Origin of the sequence: Parasphingorhabdus sp. DH2-15 (assembly GCF_051668705.1) — a bacterium.
Lineage (GTDB): Bacteria > Pseudomonadota > Alphaproteobacteria > Sphingomonadales > Sphingomonadaceae > Alterisphingorhabdus.
The window spans coordinates 418,433-438,398 of sequence record NZ_CP196351.1; the positions used below are offsets into that span (position 1 = coordinate 418,433).

At 52.7% G+C, this 19,966-nt stretch carries 21 protein-coding genes, 1 tRNA gene and 1 pseudogene; 15 read left to right on the forward strand and 8 right to left on the reverse strand.

The features are described from left to right. Positions 1–9: 9 nt before the first annotated feature. The 3 genes from ACR9YC_RS01990 to ACR9YC_RS02000 form a co-directional block, all read right to left on the reverse strand. On the reverse strand, positions 10–936 hold the full coding sequence (locus tag ACR9YC_RS01990) for an aminotransferase class IV (protein WP_438729194.1): 927 nt from the start codon (positions 934–936) through the stop codon (positions 10–12). 15 nt (positions 937–951) lie between these two features. Further along, entirely contained in the window at positions 952–1,941 is a 990-nt protein-coding gene (gene cobS / locus ACR9YC_RS01995) for a cobaltochelatase subunit CobS (protein WP_438729195.1), read from the reverse strand. A 143-nt stretch (positions 1,942–2,084) separates the two neighbouring features. After that, positions 2,085–2,723: a J domain-containing protein gene (locus tag ACR9YC_RS02000; RefSeq protein WP_438729197.1), complete on the reverse strand. Its 639-nt coding sequence runs from the start codon at positions 2,721–2,723 to the stop codon at positions 2,085–2,087. Positions 2,724–2,786: 63 nt separating this feature from the next. Here ACR9YC_RS02000 and ACR9YC_RS02005 point away from each other — a divergent pair, with 63 nt between their 5' ends. The 3 genes from ACR9YC_RS02005 to ACR9YC_RS02015 are packed head-to-tail and all read left to right on the forward strand — an operon-like array spanning position 2,787 to position 4,379. Next, positions 2,787–3,083 carry a BolA family protein gene (locus ACR9YC_RS02005; RefSeq protein WP_438729199.1) on the forward strand — a complete coding sequence of 99 codons (297 nt, stop codon included), beginning with the start codon at positions 2,787–2,789 and terminating at the stop codon, positions 3,081–3,083. Further along, complete coding sequence (locus ACR9YC_RS02010) at positions 3,076–3,462, forward strand: cupin domain-containing protein (protein WP_438729201.1); 387 nt, start codon at positions 3,076–3,078, stop codon at positions 3,460–3,462. Before ACR9YC_RS02005 ends, ACR9YC_RS02010 begins: the two co-directional genes overlap by 8 nt. An 8-nt stretch (positions 3,463–3,470) precedes the next feature. Then, positions 3,471–4,379 (forward strand): alpha/beta fold hydrolase, encoded by a 909-nt coding sequence (locus ACR9YC_RS02015; RefSeq protein WP_438729203.1) that lies wholly within the window; start codon positions 3,471–3,473, stop codon positions 4,377–4,379. Between the two features lie 25 nt (positions 4,380–4,404). Here the strand turns inward: ACR9YC_RS02015 and ACR9YC_RS02020 are convergent, their stop codons facing one another. Continuing rightward, on the reverse strand, positions 4,405–5,517 hold the full coding sequence (locus ACR9YC_RS02020) for a DUF2332 domain-containing protein (RefSeq protein ID WP_438729205.1): 1,113 nt from the start codon (positions 5,515–5,517) through the stop codon (positions 4,405–4,407). Positions 5,518–5,643: 126 nt separating this feature from the next. Here ACR9YC_RS02020 and hisG point away from each other — a divergent pair, with 126 nt between their 5' ends. From hisG to ACR9YC_RS02050, 6 genes are all read left to right on the forward strand, one after another. Next, positions 5,644–6,321 (forward strand): ATP phosphoribosyltransferase, encoded by a 678-nt coding sequence (gene hisG, locus ACR9YC_RS02025; RefSeq protein WP_438729207.1) that lies wholly within the window; start codon positions 5,644–5,646, stop codon positions 6,319–6,321. Then, a complete protein-coding gene (gene hisD, locus ACR9YC_RS02030; RefSeq protein ID WP_438729209.1) occupies positions 6,318–7,610 on the forward strand; it encodes a histidinol dehydrogenase in 1,293 nt (430 codons plus the stop codon). Before hisG ends, hisD begins: the two co-directional genes overlap by 4 nt. Next, positions 7,607–8,062 carry a transcription antitermination factor NusB gene (nusB, locus tag ACR9YC_RS02035; RefSeq protein WP_438729211.1) on the forward strand — a complete coding sequence of 152 codons (456 nt, stop codon included), beginning with the start codon at positions 7,607–7,609 and terminating at the stop codon, positions 8,060–8,062. The genes hisD and nusB overlap by 4 nt, the downstream gene beginning before the upstream one ends. Positions 8,063–8,090: 28 nt before the next feature. Continuing rightward, positions 8,091–9,026 carry an alpha/beta hydrolase fold domain-containing protein gene (locus ACR9YC_RS02040; protein ID WP_438729213.1) on the forward strand — a complete coding sequence of 312 codons (936 nt, stop codon included), beginning with the start codon at positions 8,091–8,093 and terminating at the stop codon, positions 9,024–9,026. Between the two features lie 27 nt (positions 9,027–9,053). Next, positions 9,054–10,010 carry a thiamine-phosphate kinase gene (gene thiL / locus ACR9YC_RS02045; RefSeq protein ID WP_438729215.1) on the forward strand — a complete coding sequence of 319 codons (957 nt, stop codon included), beginning with the start codon at positions 9,054–9,056 and terminating at the stop codon, positions 10,008–10,010. A 114-nt stretch (positions 10,011–10,124) separates the two neighbouring features. After that, positions 10,125–12,224, forward strand: coding sequence for a sodium-translocating pyrophosphatase (locus ACR9YC_RS02050; RefSeq protein WP_438729217.1), 2,100 nt, complete (start codon positions 10,125–10,127; stop codon positions 12,222–12,224). 155 nt (positions 12,225–12,379) lie between these two features. Here the strand turns inward: ACR9YC_RS02050 and ACR9YC_RS02055 are convergent, their stop codons facing one another. Further along, positions 12,380–15,139, reverse strand: a complete 2,760-nt coding sequence (locus ACR9YC_RS02055; protein WP_438729219.1) for a hypothetical protein — start codon at positions 15,137–15,139, stop codon at positions 12,380–12,382. 227 nt (positions 15,140–15,366) lie between these two features. On the opposite strand from ACR9YC_RS02055, the gene infA reads away from it, so the two are divergent. From infA to ACR9YC_RS02085, 6 genes are all read left to right on the forward strand, one after another. Next, entirely contained in the window at positions 15,367–15,585 is a 219-nt protein-coding gene (gene infA / locus ACR9YC_RS02060; protein WP_123152747.1) for a translation initiation factor IF-1, read from the forward strand. Between the two features lie 14 nt (positions 15,586–15,599). Next, positions 15,600–16,214, forward strand: a complete 615-nt coding sequence (locus ACR9YC_RS02065; RefSeq protein ID WP_438729222.1) for a Maf family protein — start codon at positions 15,600–15,602, stop codon at positions 16,212–16,214. Continuing rightward, positions 16,211–17,239 (forward strand): ribonuclease E/G, encoded by a 1,029-nt coding sequence (locus tag ACR9YC_RS02070; protein WP_438729224.1) that lies wholly within the window; start codon positions 16,211–16,213, stop codon positions 17,237–17,239. The genes ACR9YC_RS02065 and ACR9YC_RS02070 overlap by 4 nt, the downstream gene beginning before the upstream one ends. 2 nt (positions 17,240–17,241) lie before the next feature. Next, positions 17,242–17,415: a DNA gyrase inhibitor YacG gene (locus ACR9YC_RS02075; protein ID WP_438729225.1), complete on the forward strand. Its 174-nt coding sequence runs from the start codon at positions 17,242–17,244 to the stop codon at positions 17,413–17,415. Between the two features lie 121 nt (positions 17,416–17,536). Next, positions 17,537–17,612: transfer RNA gene (locus ACR9YC_RS02080), tRNA-Phe, on the forward strand. Between the two features lie 181 nt (positions 17,613–17,793). Further along, positions 17,794–18,003, forward strand: coding sequence for a hypothetical protein (locus ACR9YC_RS02085; RefSeq protein ID WP_438729227.1), 210 nt, complete (start codon positions 17,794–17,796; stop codon positions 18,001–18,003). A gap of 162 nt (positions 18,004–18,165) precedes the next feature. Here the strand turns inward: ACR9YC_RS02085 and ACR9YC_RS02090 are convergent. From ACR9YC_RS02090 to ACR9YC_RS02100, 3 genes and pseudogenes are all read right to left on the reverse strand, one after another. Next, positions 18,166–19,137: pseudogene (locus ACR9YC_RS02090) on the reverse strand (recombinase family protein); the annotation flags it as partial. Beyond that, complete coding sequence (locus ACR9YC_RS02095) at positions 19,134–19,502, reverse strand: hypothetical protein (protein ID WP_438729229.1); 369 nt, start codon at positions 19,500–19,502, stop codon at positions 19,134–19,136. The pseudogene ACR9YC_RS02090 and the gene ACR9YC_RS02095, both read right to left, overlap by 4 nt. A 116-nt stretch (positions 19,503–19,618) precedes the next feature. Then, positions 19,619–19,954, reverse strand: coding sequence for a hypothetical protein (locus tag ACR9YC_RS02100; RefSeq protein WP_438729231.1), 336 nt, complete (start codon positions 19,952–19,954; stop codon positions 19,619–19,621). Positions 19,955–19,966 lie beyond the last annotated feature (12 nt).

Consider the following 19,966-nt stretch of genomic DNA (forward strand, 5'->3'; position numbering starts at 1 on the left):
CACCGCCGCCTAGGCAATGGGTGTCAGGCTATTGTGCACCAGCTCTTTATACAAAGCAGAGATGCGCTTTGAAACCGGGCCATTCAGCGTTTCAATAGTGCGGCCATCGACTTCGCGAATAGGGCTGACACCAGCAAAAGTGCCGGTCAAAAATGCTTCATCTGCTGAATAGACATCGAAGAGAGAGAAGCGCTTTTCAAACACCGGAATATTGGCCTCTCGGCAAATACGGATAATATTACCGCGTGTAATGCCGCCCAGACAATATTCTGGTGGAGAGGTCCAGACCTCCCCATCGCGCACTATGAAGAAATGGGTGGAATTGCAGGTTGCTACAAAGCCATCAGGGTCCAGCATCAGCGCCTCATCCGCGCCTGCTTCGTCCGCCTGAATGCACGCCAATATGCAATTTAGCTTGGAGTGAGAGTTGAGCTTTTGATCCTGCTCCGCCGGCCCGGTGCGGCGAACATGCACGGTGAACAATTTCTGTCCGCGTTCAATGACTTGCGCTACAGGCGCCTTATATTCGGGGATGATGACAATGGTTGGCTTACCAATGGTAAATCGCGGACCCTGATAAGGCGTTTTCTTTATGCCACGCGTCACCATCAGGCGGATATGCACGCCGTCCGTCATGCCATTGGCGTTCAGACAGTCAAACAGCCTTTGGGTCAGTTCTTCAGGGCTAAGGCCGATATCCATGGCAATAGCTTTCGCCCCGGCATAAAGGCGTTTCAAATGCACGTCCAAAAAGGCTATGCCGCCATTGCTGACGCGCAGTCCTTCCCATACGCCATCACCCAAAATATAGCCTGATTCAAAGACCGATACACTGGCCTCATCGCGGTGCTTCAGCTCGCCATTCACTGACACCAATATATCGGCATTGCGCGGATCATCTGCATAATCATGCACGCCATGAGGCTCTTGGGTCATATGTGCTCGCTCCTATCAGCCCCCGATTATGCTCTCCGGTAAATCTTCGCCAAAGACTCGCTGATAATATTCAGCGACCAACATGCGTTCGGCTTCATCACATTTGTTGAGGAAGGTCATGCGGAAGGCAAAGCCGATATTGTTAAATATCGCATGGTTTTGCGCCCAGCTGATCACAGTACGCGGGCTCATCACAGTGGAGATATCACCATTGATAAAGCCCTGACGCGACAGATCGGCAACCATCACCATCTTGTCGACAATTAATGGGTCTGTCTCACCCACTTTGGACAGGATGACTTTGGCCTCTGTCTCGGCGGGCAGATAATTCAGAGTGCAGACAATGTTCCACCGGTCCATCTGGCCTTGGTTAATCTGGTGCGTGCCGTGATACAGGCCGCTGGTGTCACCCAAGCCAACAGTGTTTGCGGTGGCGAACAGGCGGAAATAGGGGTGCGGGCGGATTACGCGGTTTTGGTCGAGCAAGGTCAATTTGCCCTCTGTCTCCAGCACGCGCTGAATGACGAACATGACATCGGGGCGACCTGCATCATATTCGTCAAACACCAGAGCGGTTGGTGTTTGCAATGCCCATGGCAGCAAGCCTTCGCGAAACTCTGTGATTTGCTTGCCATCGCGCAGCACAATCGCATCACGGCCGACAAGATCAATCCGGCTGATATGCGCATCAAGGTTGATACGGATGCAGGGCCAGTTCAGCTTGGCTGCGACTTGTTCAATATGGGTGGATTTGCCCGTGCCATGATAGCCCTGGATCATCACGCGGCGATTATGGGCAAAGCCTGCGCATATGGCCAAGGTGGTTTCCGGGTCGAAAACATAGCCCGGATCAGCATCAGGCACGCGCTCATCAGCTTCTGAAAAGGCCGGAATCTCAATATCCGTATCAATGCCGAACATTTCACGCGCGCTGACCATTTTGTCAGGTGTGTCCATAATGGTCGTGCCTTCGGTGCCGGCAGAAATATTGGGAATATCAGTCATGCATTATATCCAAGCGGTTTTGATTTGAAACGGGTCATAATCGGTAAAAGCGGTATGTGTCGAGAGCGAGTTTATAATCGGCGATGATTTTGATGGTTGGTGTGCATCGCAATCTGCATATTTGTAACTGACCTGCGCATCTGTCATTTGGCTTTTGGGCCCAATATCCCGGCATCGCGCAGCACTTGCCGGGCATCAATCACAGCCTGCAATTTTTTCTCATGGCTGCGGTCACCGCCATTGCGATCAGGATGATATTGCCGCACCAGTGTTGAATAGCGGCGGCGGATAGTCGGCGTGTCGGCTTTATCGTCTAGACCAAGCGTTTTCAGCGCCTTCATAATGGCAGGGGCATATTTGGGCGCATTGGGCTGGCCAGTGCCTGCTTGCGAACGCTGTTTCAAATTATCTTTAAAACGCGCACCAATGGCATCCAGTGGATCCTGAAAATTTGCCCATGCCGGTGTATCAACCGGTGCACTGGCAAAGGCGCGGGTCTCACGTTCCCATCCGCTGTGCGGGCGCTGCGCCTCATAAATTTCATCAGGGCTCATGCCCGCAAAATAATTATAGCCCGCATTAAACATGCGGATATGTTCAAGGCAGAACCAGCGCCATTCGCCAGGGCCATCATAGCGCGATTGGCCAGAGGCGGACTCCAACGGCGGTGCGCGAAACTCTCCGCTTTCCGGGCATGTGGGCCAGTCGCAGCTTTGCTGCGTATCTTCATAACGCCCATGAAAGCGCGCACTGGTGCGTTTTGACTTTGCGCCATCAGCCATGGCGTATGCGCCGCATGTTTAAGGGGGTTCTGTTTCGCATCAAGACCAGCCATATAGGGTGACATGAGTACAGAATCAAAGGGGGCTGAAAAAGGCTCCGTCGCCAAAGAGATGGAAGAATTGCTGGTCGCGGCCTTTGCGCCTGAACGGCTGGAGATTATCAACGATAGCGCGCGCCATCGCGGGCATAGCGGGGATGACGGCAGCGGTGAATCGCACTTTACCATCATTATAGACAGCGCAGCCTTTGAAGGCGTGTCGCGCGTGATGCGCCAACGTATGGTCAATAAGGCGTTGGGCGATATACCCGGCGACCGCGTCCACGCGCTCAGCATTAAGGCGAATGTGCCCAATGCCTAATATGCCTGAGAAAGTTTCGCTTCAAGCCTCCTTTGCCTCGTTCAGCGAATATTGGCAGCCGCATCTGGCGGGGCAGGTGAATGAGACAGCGATTAAGCTGGCCAAATTACAGGGCGCATTTGACTGGCATTACCATAAGAAAGAGGATGAGCTGTTTCTGGTGGTTAAGGGGCGGCTGAGAATGCGTATGCGTGATGGTGCAGACGAGCGCGCGCCAGTTGATCTGGATGAAGGCGAGATGCTGATCATTCCGGCGGGCATGGAGCATAAGCCAGAGACGATCACCGACGAATGCCATGTACTGCTGGTCGAGCCGAACAGCACCCGCAATACAGGGGAAGCGGTGACCGAGCGGACCGTCGAGGTAAAAGCGCTATGAGCCGTGACATGAACAGTGATAATTTTGAGTTTCCTTTGCACCGTGTGGCTCTGTCCACCGGCGTCACTTTGGAAGTGGCGATTGAAGGCGCAGAGGACGCGCCGCCTTTGATTATGCTGCATGGCTTTCCTGAAAGCCACCGCACATGGCGGCACCAAATTGCGCATTTTGCCAAAACCCACCGTGTTATTGCGCCCAATCAGCGCGGCTATTGCGGATCAGACAAGCCAGCGGGTGTGGCTGAATATAGCGTGCAAAAACTGGTTGGCGATGTTGTGGCGCTGGCCGATGCTCTGGGCGTCGATCAATTTGTGCTGGCGGGGCATGATTGGGGCGGTGCCGGTGCATGGGCCACAGCGCTGACGCATCCTGAGCGTGTGTCACAGCTTATCATTGCCAATGCGCCGCACCCTTATACCTATCAAAAGGCGATCTATACCGACATGGATCAGCGCGCCGCGACGCAATATATCACGGCGTTTCGCGGCCCGCATTTTGAGGATTATGTCGCACAAAAAGGCTGGGAAGCCTATTATCAAGACAATTTTGCCGATCATGTACAGACGCCGATAAGCGATGATGAAAAGGCGATATATCTTGCCCAATGGCAGACACCGGGCGCATTTACGGCGATGATAAACTGGTACCGTGCCAGCGCGATCACCATCCCCGCAATGGATGATGACAGCCCGCCACCACCTATGGTTCAGGCCTTTCTGGATAAGCCCTTTCCAGTGCTGAAAATGCCGGTGCTGCTGGTCTGGGCTATGGACGATCACGCGCTGCGGCCCAGCCTGCTGGAAGGGTTGGATGATTTGATTGATAATCTGACACTTGTGCAGCTGCCGGGCGGGCATTTCGTCACTTGGGAAAATCATGCAGCGGTAACGGCGGCAATGGACGATTTCCTAAACTAACGGGCGGCTTTATCGGGGGGTTACATCAATCCCCGGCCATCCATTTGACCCATTGGCCGTGCGCATGGGACTCTGCCAATTTGTGCCATTCCTTTCCATGCGGATCGGGCCAATAACGCACCTTTAATTCATGGCGTAATGTATAGCGGCTGGATTCCAGCATAATCCAAGCCAGCGGCGCATCCTTGCTGGCCTGTGCGCCGGCTTTTTCCATTGCCGCGATGATGCGGTTTTGTGTTGCGTCAGGCAAATAGACCCAGACGATGGAATGCATTAAAATGCGCGTTGTGTGCGGGGCAATGGGTTTTGCCATTGCTCGCTCAACAAAATCGGCTGCGTCGCCTTGCTCCAAATGTGGCGCGGCTAGCTGTGCAGCGGCAATGGCTGTTTCCATACGGGCAAAGCGATCGCGATTTTCAGGCCATATATAGGCCTTTAGCCGCTGTGCTTGCGCCTTATCGGTCAAATCCAGCGGCGTGAGATCGACGCCGCGCAAAGAGGCGATAGATATGTTTTGTGCTGGCGGCGGCGGGCCATGCCATATAGGCGCCAATTGCATTGCGGCATCGTCCGGACCGCTCAATGTGCCGCCCAGATTATAATGATAGCGGTCCATCATTAAATTTATGCCTGCGCTTGAGCCAATTTCACATATCTCAAAATCATTGGGCAGGCCCTGCTTCGCCAGCCACAGCATTGCAGCCATAAAGTTGGCGGATCGTCCTGATTCATTGGTTTGCGGCGGTGTATCCAGCCAAGGCAGCAAATCACCATCATGCCGTTTAATCGCCTGACGGATCAGCGTCTTCGCTTGCTCTAATGCATTGTTATCACCAGCATATAGCGGGTTTAGCGCGGGGTGTTTGCCTGTTAGATACAAATCATGAAACGCCGCAGCACAGCGCAGTGGCAAGCCATCGGCCATAGGCTTGCCGCCCCATGCCAGAACAGCGCGGCCAAATTGGCTGTCATCATCCAAAACCTTGCTGAGTGCTTCACAGACCGCCGCGGTCAACGGGGCGTCATTGGCCGTGCAATAGGCCACTTGATTGGCAAAGGCCGCGCGGACACCTTCGGGGCCGGGTTGATTAAAAACATTGCTTTGCGGATCAGGCGGGAAGGCATTGGGTGCTGTCATAATATCGACTTATCAGAAGTTCTTCCCCGTGTCTGCATATCGCCCTGCGCCTGAGCGAAAAATTAGGCGGTTATGTGGGTGTTTGCGTCATTGCTCTTTTGGCCAGCAGCACCTAAATGATGGCGCATGCAAAACCGACTTATCTTTGCTGTGCCCAAAGGGCGCATATTAGACGACGCGCTGCCCTTGCTGGAGCGTGCGGGCGTTAAACCGGAACCGGGCTTTTTTGACAAGAGCAACCGGTCCTTGCGCTTTGCCACCAACCGCGACGATATGGATATCATCCGTGTGCGCGCCTTTGATGTTGCGACATTTGTTGCCTATGGTGCGGCGCATATGGGCATTGTCGGTTCTGATGTGATTGATGAATTTGATTATGCTGATCTTTATGCGCCGGTTGATCTGGACTTTGGCCATTGCCGCCTGTCCGTGGCAGAACCTAAGGGACAGAATATGGATCTGTCGCGCATGAGCCATGTTCGCGTTGCGACAAAATACCCCAATCTTACCCGCCGCTATTTCCATGATCGCGGTATTCAGGCCGAATGTGTAAAGCTGAACGGGGCTATGGAATTAGCGCCATCACTGGGTCTGGCCCACCATATTGTCGATCTGGTCGAATCAGGGCGGACATTGGTGCAAAACGGGCTGGAAGAAACCACGGAGATCATGCCGATTTCTGCACGGTTGATTGTCAATCGCGCGGCATTGAAGACCAATCATGCTGTGCTGGCCCCGATGATCGATGCATTTCGCAATATGGTCGCAGAGCGTAAAGCCAATACAGCCGAGAGTGCAGCATGAGCTTACGACTCAACACCCTAGATCATGACTTCACAGAACGTTTTGACCGGCTGGTTCGTGCTGATCGGGCTAATGATGGCGATGTAAAACGCGATGTGGAGAATATCATTGCCGATGTGCGTGCACGCGGTGACATAGCATTGGCCGACTATACCACGCGCTTTGATGGTCACCATTTGTCAGAAAGCGGTTGGCAAATCGGTGCTGATGCAATGCTGGCGGCCTATGATGCGCTGGATGAAGAATTGCGGGCTGCGCTGCATCTCGCGGCAACGCGCATAACCGCTTATCATGAAGCACAAAAGCCAACAGATCGTGATTATCGCGACGACATGGATATCAGGCTTGGCGCTCGCTGGAGTGCAGTTGATGCGGCTGGTCTTTATGTTCCGGGGGGCAGGGCCGCTTATCCATCATCTTTGTTGATGAATGCTATTCCCGCAAAGGTTGCCGGCGTAGAACGGCTAGTGGTTGCGACGCCGACGCCGGGCGGAGAGGTAAACCCATTGGTTCTGGCTGCTGCACATATTGCCGGAGTTGATGAAGTGTGGCGCATTGGCGGTGCGCAGGCTGTTGCTGCTTTGGCCTATGGCACAGATACCATTAAACGTGTTGATGTGATTACAGGGCCAGGCAATGCCTGGGTTGCTGAGGCCAAACGCCAGCTTTACGGCGTGGTGGGCATTGATATGGTGGCTGGTCCGTCAGAGATTGTGGTCGTTGCGGATAATAAGAACGATCCTGACTGGATTGCCGCCGATTTGCTCAGTCAGGCAGAGCATGACCCGACCAGCCAGTCGATTTTGTTCACAGATGATGCCGCTTTTGCAGATGCTGTTGATGATGCCGTGAAATTACAATTGGCCGAACTGGCGACAGCCAAGGTCGCGACCCAAAGCTGGGACGCTAATGGTGCGATTATCGTTACTGAAACGCTGGATGCAGCGATGCCGCTGGTCAACGCACTCGCAGCAGAGCATGTAGAGCTGGCCGTCGATGATCCTGACGCGTTATTTGATCAAATCCGTCACGCTGGCTCGGTATTTTTGGGACGGCACACGCCGGAGGCTATTGGCGATTATATTGCAGGGCCAAATCATGTTTTGCCAACTGGGCGGCGTGCGCGCTTTGCCTCTGGCCTTTCCGTGCTGGACTTTATGAAACGCACCAGCTTTATCGCATTGGATGAGGCGGGTTTGGCAAAACTTGGCCCGGCAACGGCTGCATTGGCGCATGCTGAAGGTTTGCCAGCACATGCAGCCAGTATTGAAAAAAGGCAGAAATCATGAGTAATTCCGCACCTGCAAGGTCTCAGTCACGCTCTGCGGCACGGCTTGCTGCTGTTCAGGCCTTATATCAGCGCGAGATGGAAGCAACGGCCTTGCCGCGATTGTTGAAAGAATTTCACGATCATCGGCTAGGCCGAGAAATTGAAGATGCGCAATATGCAGATGCAGAGATCGCTTTCTTTGACGATATTGTGCTGGGTACAGAGAAATATCATGAAGATATTGTTGAACATCTTAGTCTGCGATTAAGTGAGGGTTGGACTCTGGAACGGCTGGACAAGACCTTGGCGCAAATTTTGCGTGCCGGCGTTTATGAACTTCTCCACCGTAAGGATATCAACACCGCAACCGTGATAAATGAATATGTCGATGTAGCGCATGCTTTTTTTGATGAGAAAGATGCCAAATTTGTTAATGGTATATTGGATGCTGTAGCCAAGGCCGTTCGTTAGAAACCACGCACCATAACAAGGGGTCGCTATGCAGGATTTTTTTGATCGGATTGACCCTGAACTGCGCAGCGCCTTTCCGGCAGATGGGCCTGATATTACTACTCTGATTTTGCGCGATGTCGCGGCTGCACGCTTGGCTTTGGCCAATGCGCGTGCGGACAATCTGAAAAATGTGCCAGCATTTGAGGGAGCCAAATCCCATAAAAGCATTGCGATGCAAGGCGGTGGAACGGCAGATTATATCTGTTTTGAAAAAACACCGGTTAAATTTGACGATTGTATTGTCATCTGGCTGCATGGTGGTGGCTATTTGCTGGGCAGTGCAGATGACCCTGCGGTCGGTCTTTTTGCCGACCTTGCTCCGATTATTTCGGTTGATTATGCCTTGGCGCCAGAGGCCCGTGCGCCCTTGGCAGCGCGGCAGGTCTGTGCCGTCATCCAGCATGTTGCCGACACCATGAAGCCGCGCAAAATTGCCCTAGCCGGTGCAAGCGCTGGTGGCGGGCTGGCGGCGAGTGCTGCCCTTATGAACCGTGATCTGCATGGGCCAGAGCTTGCGATTCAGCTTTTGCTCTATCCCATGATTGATGATCGCCATGACACGCCATCTGGCCATTGGGAATTGCCGAACAGTATATGGAACAGAAATTTGTCGCTACATGCATGGTCTTTATACAGACCCGCAGATGATGCAGCCTGTCCGCCAAGTAAGGGCTACGCAGCCGCTACTTATGCGGATAATCTGAAAGACTTGCCGCCTGCCTATATTATGTGTGGTGATATGGATATTTTCTTGGATGAAAATCTCGCCTTTGCGGGGCGTTTGCGTGATGCAAATATTCCGGTCGAAACAGCGATTTATCCCGGTGCACCGCATGGGTTTAACGGCTTTGCGCCATATGCTCAGGTTAGCAAACGCGCCAATCTGGCCATGCGGCTGGCGATGGAACAGGCCCTTTCTTGATCGCCATGCCTATGTTAGGCGGCGTATATGCGTGACGAGACCGCCTTTATTGACGCACTGCGCGCACTGGCCCAGCATCCGGCGGCGCGGAATTTGCGCGATGATGCAGCGGTTTTGCCATTTGCAGGGCAGCAACTGGTCCTGACCCATGATATGATGGTAGAGGGTGTGCATTATCTGCCGGATAGTGACCCTGCCGACATTGCGTGGAAACTGGTCGCCACCAACATGTCTGATCTCGCTGCAAAAGGTGCCAGGCCTTTGGGTGTTTTGCTAGGGTATATTTTGGGCAATAGCGCGCAAGATAGTGCTTTTGCAAAAGCCTTGGGCGATGCGCTAAGCCATTATCACGTGCCGTTACTGGGCGGTGATACGGTGAGCGGGGGCAGGGCTGATACGCCGCGCAGTTTCGGCCTGACTGCGATAGGGGAAGCTCCAGCATGCGGCGCACCATCTCGTCAAGGTGCAAAGCCTGGTGATAGCCTGTGCCTTTGCGGCTTTGTTGGTGATGCTATGTTAGGCTTTGAAGCCTTGCAGCGTGGGGAAGAGAGCGATCCTAAGCTGATACAGAGTTTTTTGCGGCCGCACGCATTGTTGCAAGAGGGGCAGAAACTTGCCCCTTTTGTCAGTGCAATGATGGATGTGTCCGATGGCCTGTTAATCGATGCTTATCGTTTGGCAGAGGCCAGTGACGTGACTGTGCGGATTGATAGCCATGCCGTTCCGCTTTCATCACAGGCGGCGCATATGCTTGGTCAACTGAAGCAGAAAGATGCGCATACCAAGCGCAAGGCTATGCTGCGTTGGGGAGATGACTATGCCCTGTTATTCACAACCGCACAGCCAGAAAATCTGCCGGTTGAGGCCGTGGTGATTGGTGAGATTATACCGCGCGGTGATGGCCCCATACTATTGGATGGTCAGATAATTACCGACAATAGCGGACTAGGATATGTGCATAGTTGCGGTGACCGACAGGATTGATCGGGGGACTATGAACAATAGGCTCTTGCCACTTTGCGCTTGCGTCTTATAACCCATTTTCAACCTTGTGGGGAAAAGCAGGGTAAACATAAATATTTGAAGGGGAAGCTGGGCATGACAACTGTCTTGATAGCTATCATATGCGGGGCATTGGCCATCGTATATGGTGTAATTACCAGCCGCCAGGTGCTGAATGCATCGGCCGGCAATGCAAAAATGCAAGAAATCGCAGGGGCAATTCAGGAAGGCGCACAAGCCTATCTTGGTCGCCAATATCGCACAATCGGCATCGTTGGTGTTGTGGTTGCTATTATCGTTGGCGCTACATTGGGGCCTATCTCTGCAATTGGTTTTCTGATCGGCGCCGTGCTTTCGGGCGTTGCTGGTTATATCGGCATGAACATTTCTGTCCGGGCCAATGTCCGCACAGCGCAAGCGGCGAGTGAAAGCCTGCAATCGGGTTTGACCGTTGCCTTCCGCGCAGGTGCTGTGACCGGTATGTTGGTTGCTGGCCTTGCTTTGCTGGCCATTGCCGTATTCTTTTATGTACTTGTCGAAGTGATGGGCGATGCAGCCAATAGCCGCGAAGTGATTGACGCGTTGGTGGCCTTGGCCTTTGGTGCGTCGCTGATTTCTATCTTTGCGCGTCTTGGCGGCGGTATCTTTACCAAAGCTGCTGATGTTGGCGCCGATCTGGTGGGCAAGGTAGAGGCTGGCATTCCTGAGGATGATCCGCGTAATCCTGCTACTATCGCTGATAATGTGGGTGACAATGTTGGTGACTGTGCCGGTATGGCCGCCGACTTGTTTGAAACATATGTTGTGACCGTTGGCGCAACCATGGTGTTGACGGCATTGCTGGTCACTGGTGTTGGTTCTGATACTTTGTTGCAGCTTATGGGCTTGCCACTGATTGTTGGCGGCGTATGCATCATCACTTCCATTATCGGAACCTATATGGTCCGTCTTGGCTCCTCCAATAATATCATGGGCGCTTTGTATAAGGGCTTTATCACTACCGCGGTATTGTCTGTTCCGGCTATCTATTTCGCAACGGACTATGCGCTCGGTGATATGACAACCACCTATACAGCAGGCGAAACCAGCTTTACCGGCATGGATCTGTTCTATTCCATGCTTGTTGGTCTGGTGCTTACCGGTTTGATTATCTGGATTACCGAATATTATACCGGCACCGAATATCGTCCTGTGCGTTCCATCGCTAAATCATCTGAAACCGGCCATGGCACCAATGTCATTCAAGGCTTGGCGATTTCGCTGGAATCAACAGCATTGCCGACTTTGGTCATCGTGGTGGCGATTGTTGTCGCGTATCAATTGGCGGGCCTGATGGGCATTGCTTTTGGTGCGACATCAATGCTTGCGCTGGCAGGCATGGTTGTGGCGCTGGACGCTTATGGCCCTGTCACTGACAATGCTGGCGGCATCGCCGAAATGTCAGAGCTTGACGAAAGCGTTCGGGACAAAACCGACGCGCTGGATGCTGTCGGCAACACCACAAAAGCGGTTACCAAAGGCTATGCCATTGGTTCTGCTGGACTGGCTGCGCTGGTGCTTTTCTCGGCCTATACGGCTGACTTGAAAGAGTTCTTCCCGAACCTTGAAGTGAGTTTCAGCCTTGAAAACCCTTATGTCATTGTTGGCCTGTTGCTGGGCGCACTGCTGCCTTATCTGTTTGGCGCAATGGGCATGACCGCGGTTGGCCGTGCAGCGGGTGACGTGGTGAAAGATGTCCGTGCGCAATTTGCTGCTGATAAGGGCATTATGGATGGCACTAGCCGTCCGGATTATGCCCGTACAGTGGATTTGGTGACCAAGGCCGCGATCAAGGAAATGATCATTCCATCATTGTTGCCGGTTCTGGCGCCGATTGTGGTCTATTTCGTGATCACAGCGGTTGCTGGGCAGGCAGAGGGCTTTGCGGCTCTTGGTGCCTTGCTGCTGGGCGTTATTATCTCTGGCATCTTTGTTGCCCTCTCGATGACAGCGGGCGGCGGTGCATGGGATAATGCCAAAAAATATATCGAAGATGGCAATCATGGCGGCAAAGGTTCAGAGGCGCATAAAGCGGCTGTGACCGGCGATACTGTGGGTGACCCGTATAAAGATACGGCCGGCCCTGCGGTTAACCCAATGATCAAGATCACAAATATTGTGGCCTTGCTCCTCTTGGCTGCTTTAGCTGCTGGCTAATTGGCATTTTGTGGCTGCATTGATGCGGCCTGAAAATTAAGAAAACCCCGGTTGGCCTATCGCTGCCGGGGTTTTTCTTTTGTGATATGTTGTGTTGGTCGAACCTATTGAAGGAACGATTGCAAATATGAGGAAGGTCATCATCCTAGATTGAATCAGAACCGTTTGCGCCAGCTTAATTCGACGAAGCGGCCGATGGGATCGCGAAATCCGGGTTGAAATTGCAGTGGTACATTACCGTCCTGGTCGCGTACATCCTGCTGTGCGTCAAACAGGTTGTTGACACGCAGGGCAAGGCGGCTGCCTCTTAGGAAGGGCAGTGCAGAGACAATTTTTTCTCTATTGTCGAAATTCAAAAAAGCGCGCAGGTTGAAAGTCGCAATCGCACCAAAGTCGAGTGTTGGTGATGCAGCATTGATACCGCCACCATCAACATTGCTCGGCCCTTGAAAATCGCCTGATACGCGAAAGCCCAGACCATCTTTAAACCATCCGCCCTGTAGCTCAACACTGTGGCGAATTGCCCCTGCTGCACCGCCTACGGACGAGCCATTAAGCAGGTCCAATGTGGGAACACCCGGCGCAATCAATACGCTCTCGGTGAAGCGGATGCGGTGAAATGCCGAAATATTCCAGCGACCGCGACCTGGCTGCGAACCAAAAAAGCCGCGCCGTGGCTGCCGCCCTGCAGCAGCATTTTGATTTGTGGGTGAGCGGCCTTGTGCTTGGCCATTTTCGCCCTGCGGCTGTGCATTTGCGCCATCGGTGTTGGTCTGCGCAGTATTGGCTGTCTCTTCAGCGGGCTGCGTGCCTGTCTGCTGGTTATTTGTAGCAGGCTGTGATCCGTTACCTTGCACGGCATTGCCGCCTGGTCTGCCGCCTCTGTTGCTATTGGCGGCTCTTCCACTTGTCGCTTGCGGTCTGGCTCCGGGCCGTCCTCTGCCGCCAAAGCCACCGGGCCCGCCTCTTGGTCCAAATTGTTTGAAAAAGATAACGCCATAGCGCAGGCTGTCGCTACGTACTTCGCTGAAATTCACTGCGCGGCGGTCAAGGCTGACCAATGTACCGGCACCATCTCGCACGATGCGATCAGGAAAGGCTGCTTCAATTTCGGGTGTGAATGTTGGAAAGCCAGCGACAGTATCAAAACTGCGGTTGCGGAAAAATTCTATATTGAAATTCAGGCCGCGGATTGTGCTGGGCCGCCAATTTGCGCTGATGCGAATGTCGCGCTGTTCTTCCTGTTCCAAGTCAGAATTACCGCCCGATATGATAGTGGCGAGAACGGTTTCATTATTTGTGAAGTCGAAAACGGGCACGTTGGGCGTGACAATGACCGGGTTGCCAAGCTGGCTGATCGATGGAGCGGCTTCAGTGCGGATAAAACCGGCTTGAAAAGACAGAGACTCTGTCGGCCCCCAATTCACCCCGAAGCCATAATTTATGAGGCCGCCAACATCGCTAAGGTCGCGATAGCCGATATTGCCATTAAGCGATAACGCGCCAATTGCCGGCACCACGCCATCGCGCTCTGATAACGGGATGGTGATATTGGCGCTGCCCGATAATGCTGTGCGGTTCAGACTGGCTGAAGAGGCAATACCTGCCACCAAATTGTCTGTATCCAGCGTGATATCAACCAGTCCGGCATTGAGCGTCAGATTGACCGGTCCAGAGGGAAGATAGGCGATGGCGGTGCGTGTATTGGCGTTAAGGGTGAGTGTTTCCAATATGCTTTCGGCAAAATCTAACCCAGGCGGCGGCAAATCTGCGCCAAAATCAGCCGCTAATGGGTTAAGCGCACCTGCATTGATTTGGGCCTGCAAATCATCAAAAGTGGCGGGTTGGTCGATGATGGTATCTGTTTCTAACCGCTGGTAATCGGCGTTGAGGGACCAGCTGCTCCGTTTGATATTGCCTGATAGGGCGGCGCTGGCTGCAAATGTTTGCGTATTGGTTTGCTGTTCCAATGGCCTAGGCGCCAATAATGTCCGCAATATCGTTTGATCGCTGCCACTGTCATTGAACGGGCTGGTTGCTGGCAGATCCAAAACCGTGCTGTTAAGACCATTCAGGCCTAGGCTGTTGCTATCGGTAAAGCTGGCGTTGAGTTGAAGCCTTGTGGCTGTCGCAATCTCTTTGCCATAGCTGGCATTGATCTCAATTGTCTCATTTTCTGGCAAAAGCGTGCGAAAGGCACCCAGATTATCAGGGTCCGATGCAACCAGTTGATCGGCATCCGGTTGGTCAGGCTGAATGATATTGCGCGCGGCTTCGGTCAATTGCGTGCTGCGGCTATATTCAGCATCGAGATTTAATCGCCCGCCTTTGCTGATGCGGGTTAGTGTGCCTTCAATCTCACCGGCTCCGCGACCACCTTTTGTGGCCCCGCCATATTCCACTTCGCCGGTAAAAGCAGAGAAGTTATCGACCAGAATGAAATTGATAACACGTTGGTCTGCATCAAAACCATATTGCAGGGCCAGTTCTTCAGGGAACACCTGAACGCGCTGAATGGCTTCTGGTGGCAGATCACGCAATTCGCGAAAACTGGAAATTCTCTGCCCGTTGAGCAGGAATATGGGCTGCCCCGTGCCGCGCCCGCGTCCTGAATTGGTTTGTGGCGAAATGGCGGCAACCAATTCTTCAATTGAACCGACGCCAAAACTCGCAATATCCCCGGCATCCAATTCCTGCAGTGGGGCTATATTGGTATCCACTGCCCCGCGCACAGCCCGAACGATGATGCTGCCATCATTGGCGACATTGTCCCCGCTGTCCGAGTCATCATTATCACGCTCATTGTCATTATCATCTTGTGCGGGCGTGCTGCTGTCACCATCTTGCTGATAGGCGTAAAGACCGGTCCCCGTGCTCAAAGCGGGCAGCGTTAGCGACAAGGTAGCGTATCGCATTAAGGTTTTTGTAGTGCGCATGTTAGAGCATTTGGGGGTAATTGGTGCTTATGCAAGCGGCTCAGTGTATCAAATTGTCGTTTTGTATTCGGCAATCATGGTTCATTGCGACTTACCAATAAATAGCGCGACTTAGTTTGCATGGTAAAGCGCTTTGCAATTTTGAACATGTACCGCTATGGGCATGTCCGAACAGACATTCCAATTACGGGAAATTTATAAAGCATATGGCGAAAGAAGAACTTCTGGAAATGCGCGGCACTGTGGTGGAATTGCTCCCCAATGCCATGTTTCGTGTGAAGCTAGAAAATGATCATGAAATATTGGGGCATACTGCGGGCAAAATGCGTAAGAACAGAATTCGCGTTTTGGTTGGCGATGATGTGCTTGTTGAGCTGACACCCTATGACCTGACCAAAGGTCGTATAACCTATCGTTTCAAATAATCACGGCTATGCCGATGTCGCTTGACGATAGCGCGGCAGATTGCCCAGCCAGATTATTGGTATTGGCTTCGGCCAGTCCGCGTCGCCGTGATTTGCTGGCGCGGATCAATGTGGTCCCTGACCATATATGTCCCGCAGATATTGATGAGACTCCGGCAAAAGGCGAATTGCCGCGTCCCTATGCCATACGCATGGCGCAAGAAAAGGCCGCTGCTGCTCATCTGAATGATCCATGCTGGATATTGGCAGGAGACACGGTTGTCGCTGCTGGCCGCAGAATATTGCCAAAAACCGAAACCGAGGATGAGGCCCTGCAATGTCTGGAGATATTATCCGGCCGCCGCCACCATGTACTGACCTCAATATGCGTTCGCTGCCCTGATGGACGGCTTTTGAGCGGGCTTAGCGATACTATTGTGCAGTTTAAGCGGCTTAGTCGCAGCGAGATTGCGCAATATCTTGCAACTGGTGAGTGGCAGGGCAAGGCTGGCGGCTATGCCATTCAGGGCTTTGCCGAAGCCTTTGTGAAGCGTCTGTCCGGCAGTCATAGCGGCGTCATGGGGTTGCCCCTGCTGGAAGCGCGCAATCTGCTGATCAGCAGTGGTTATCTGGCAAGTACAGACTTATGAGCAGCCACTGGCTGATAGAAAAGGGCATTGGTGAAGACCGTGCCATATTGCTGCACAATAATCATATTATCGCGGCGCGGGTGCGGCGGCATGCTGGTGGCCCGTTTGCCGGTGCGATTGTCGCTGGGCGGTTGAAGCTCCATAACAGTCCGCAACTGGTGACCGAAGATGATATTGTGATCGCGTTAGACGGACCACTTAATGGCCTTAGCGAAGGCGCGCTTTGCCATGCCCGGATAGTGCGAGAGGCTGTGGGTGAAGCTAGCGGCACATATAAGCGCAGCAAACCGCCAAGAGGGCGCTTGGTCGAGAGTGATGTCACGCAGCCTGCACCTGACTTACAGGAGGTGCTCGGGAGTGGGCACCCTGTCCACACGCATATTCTGGCACCATTGCCTGCCCCTGATGCCTTGGCGCAGGCTGGATGGGATATGCTGGTTGAACAGGCAAGCTCTGGCATCATAGTTTTTGCCGAGGGGCGGCTGATTGTCTCGCCGACACCTGGTATGACGGTGATGGATGTCGACTCTAGCGCTGCCAGCCGCAGCAATATGGTTCAACTGGCGAAATCCGCAGCGGTTGAAGCGGCAAAAACCATTATGCGCTGTGATATAGGCGGGACGATCGCAATAGATTTTCCCACCATAGAAGCACGGGCCGACCGGCAAAATGTTGCGGCCTGTTTCGATGCGCATATGTTGGGTGATTTTGAGCGTACGGCTATTAACGGTTTTGGCCTGATGCAAATCGTACGGAGGCGGGAACGTCCTTCATTGGTGGAGCTGTTCCAGCTGGCACCAGTGAAAAGCGCTTTGCTGGCCCTGCTGCGCCGTGCACAGCGGCATCAAAATTTGCATGACCATGCTTTGGTGGTTGATGGTGAGGGGCACAAAATGTTGCAGGCCAATCCATTGTGGATGGAAGAATTGCAACGGGTGACCGGCACCGCGCCGCGCATTATGACTGGTGCATCCGGCCCTGATGATTACCGGATAGCCCCGACCACATCGCACATTCAGGCCTGACCATGACCAAAAGAAGAAACTGCCCCTTATGCAAAAAGCCTGTGGCTCAGGAATTTCAATCATTTTGCTCGCGCGGCTGCCGAGATAAAGATCTGCTGAAATGGTTTGGTGAAGACTATAGCGTGCCCGGCGAGCCAGCCATGATTCCAGACCCTGAAGCCGATGGTCTGGACTAAATTGAGCATTGATTAAGATAATGCACAATCGAAGATATTTCTGGCTGGACAATGTGGGTATGCCGCGCCTATAGGCATCGCTCATTGTTCGAGAATGGGTTTTGATAACCATCCTCAATTCGCCCGGGTAGCTCAGTTGGTAGAGCAAGCGACTGAAAATCGCTGTGTCGGCGGTTCGATTCCGTCCCCGGGCACCATTTTTTCATTCTTCATAAAACCTCTAAAAAAAGTAAACGGAACAGTGGTTTGCGGTGTTCGAAATCCGTTTTCGCGGCAATAGTGTAAATGGCTTGCAAAAGCGAGTTTCAGGACCAGTCTGCGTCGGTCAAACGAGTCATTTTGCCAAATATTCCAGACGCTTGATAGAAACTGCATGGCGTGTTCGAACAGTTCGTCAAAGCCTTGTGGCGGCTGGCTGGTTTCGCGCTGCTTTTCGGCAAGTACGAGCTTACGTTGCTCCATTTCATCGATACGCTTTTCATAGGCAGCAACGACACGCGGGTTTCTGGCTTCGACTACCGCATCAAGCATCTTGTCGATGTCGCGTTCAATCTTGACGGACTCGCGTTTAAGAGCATCGATATTTGATGTGGCATTGCTCGTCTGACTTTCCCAGAAATCTCTGAACATGGCAGCTGCCATATCGACCACACGCCGCGAGGGTTGCAGCCTGTGCAATATGGTTTCGAATTCGCCTTCGATTTTTTGGCGGGGGATCATTTTGGAATAGCGCTCGCACTGCCTATTGCGGCAGAAATAATAAGGGTATTTCTTTCTTTTGCCCTTGGACCAGCAAGCCGTGAGGGGTGTTGAGCAGCATGAACAGGCCACCGCCCCGCGCAATGGGAAGTCGTGGCTTATATCCGCGCGTGCAGGCACATAAGCACCCTGTTCGAGGCGTTGCTGGATACGCTCAAAGGCCGCAACGCTTATCAGGCCCTCATGTTTGCCCTCTGTAATCGGGACGCCCCATGCTCGTCCGTCAACCAGTCCGGCATAGAGATGGGTTGCCAGCAACTGTTTGACGCGCTGTTCTTTCACCCGCTTTGTGGTTTTGAGGCGAGGAAAGTCTGGCTTGGCATCAAGGAACCGGGCGACCTCGGCTTGCGATCCGAAACGACCCGTTGCATATCCTTCCAATGCTTCTCTGATAATGGAAGCGGCAGGTTCATCTTGTACTAATATCTTGCCGCCGCCTCTAGCTTTCTCATAGCGATAGCCAGCAGGGGGAACGGCTTGCACGCAATAGCCTTGCTCTAACCGTGCAACTGTCTTTTGCCAATTCTGACGACCCATGGCTTCGCGTTCATAAGCACCCGCCGCAGCTGTAATCGTTTCGTTGAACTTGCCTTCTGGTGAATCTTCAAAATTGAAATTGAGACATTCCCGGATCGCGCCGCGTTCCATCATCAGACGGCGGAGCTTTAGATGAAACTCGACATCACGTGCATAGCGCTTGAGGTCATCGAAGATAACGACAAAGCGTTCTGTAGGATACGTATCGAGATATTCCATCAAGGCTACCATGCCGGGGCGCTTCATAAAGTCGCCACCGCCCGAAACATCATCCGGGAAGACTTCAACCACATCATAGCCCTTAGCTTCGGCATATTGGCGGCAGCGATGTTCCTGTGAGCTTAACCCGCTGCCTTCGGCCTTTTGTTTCTTGCCGCTCACCCGGCAATAGAGAACGGCCTTCTGGACTTTATTATTTGCTATCATGGTCCGGCTCCATCGACCGCTGAGCCATCATGTGAACGGCCTGCGGTCACAAACTTGTTTGCTAATGTGTGATGATCTGATTGTATCGTATCAGGCGTTTCATCGGGAGAATAATTGCTGGTATGTTCAACTTGTCCACATGACACACCAGCCTGATGCAGGGCATCAACGCGAAAGCCATTGCGGATAAATTCGGTGATGATGTTCCAGATCGCTTGGACAAATTCCTGTTTCTGGTCCTCAGTCAAATCATTGGCATCATCAAGGAAGTGTGCATAGCGCTTATAATCAACTGTTATAACGGTTTTTGTGTTTGCATAGACCGAACAGACTTTTTGGTTATGCTTCTCCTTCTTTTCTGCCATGTCTACACTCCTTTGGCGGCTAAACTGTCATCAAATTTGCCCTCTTCTTTCGTTATCCGAAATAAAGAACAAATATAGAACATGATTTGTGATCTGTCACTTTCTAAAATCGAAAATCAGTAGGTTCGCTCCTGTTTGCGTTCCCGGTTTCCAGCGTTGCGCTGTTCATCAAATCGGGCGCGGCGATCATCATTGCGGGATTGTTCGGGTTGCTGCTTGCGGCGCAACTCTCGCTGCAAATCCCGACCACGATCATAAGCTTTTCGTGCCACTTCGGAGACGCGCAGCATGTCAGATGCAGAGAAGCTACGCGTGTCGCGCAAATCGCCATTATGATCCCGGTAGATTTTGGTGAGATCGACAGAAACAAAGGGACCATTTTCGCCTTGGTTGGGCCAGATAGTGGCCTTTATATTGCCGTCGCGGATAGTGTCTTCTGGTTGATTGGTCATGATACTTCCTTT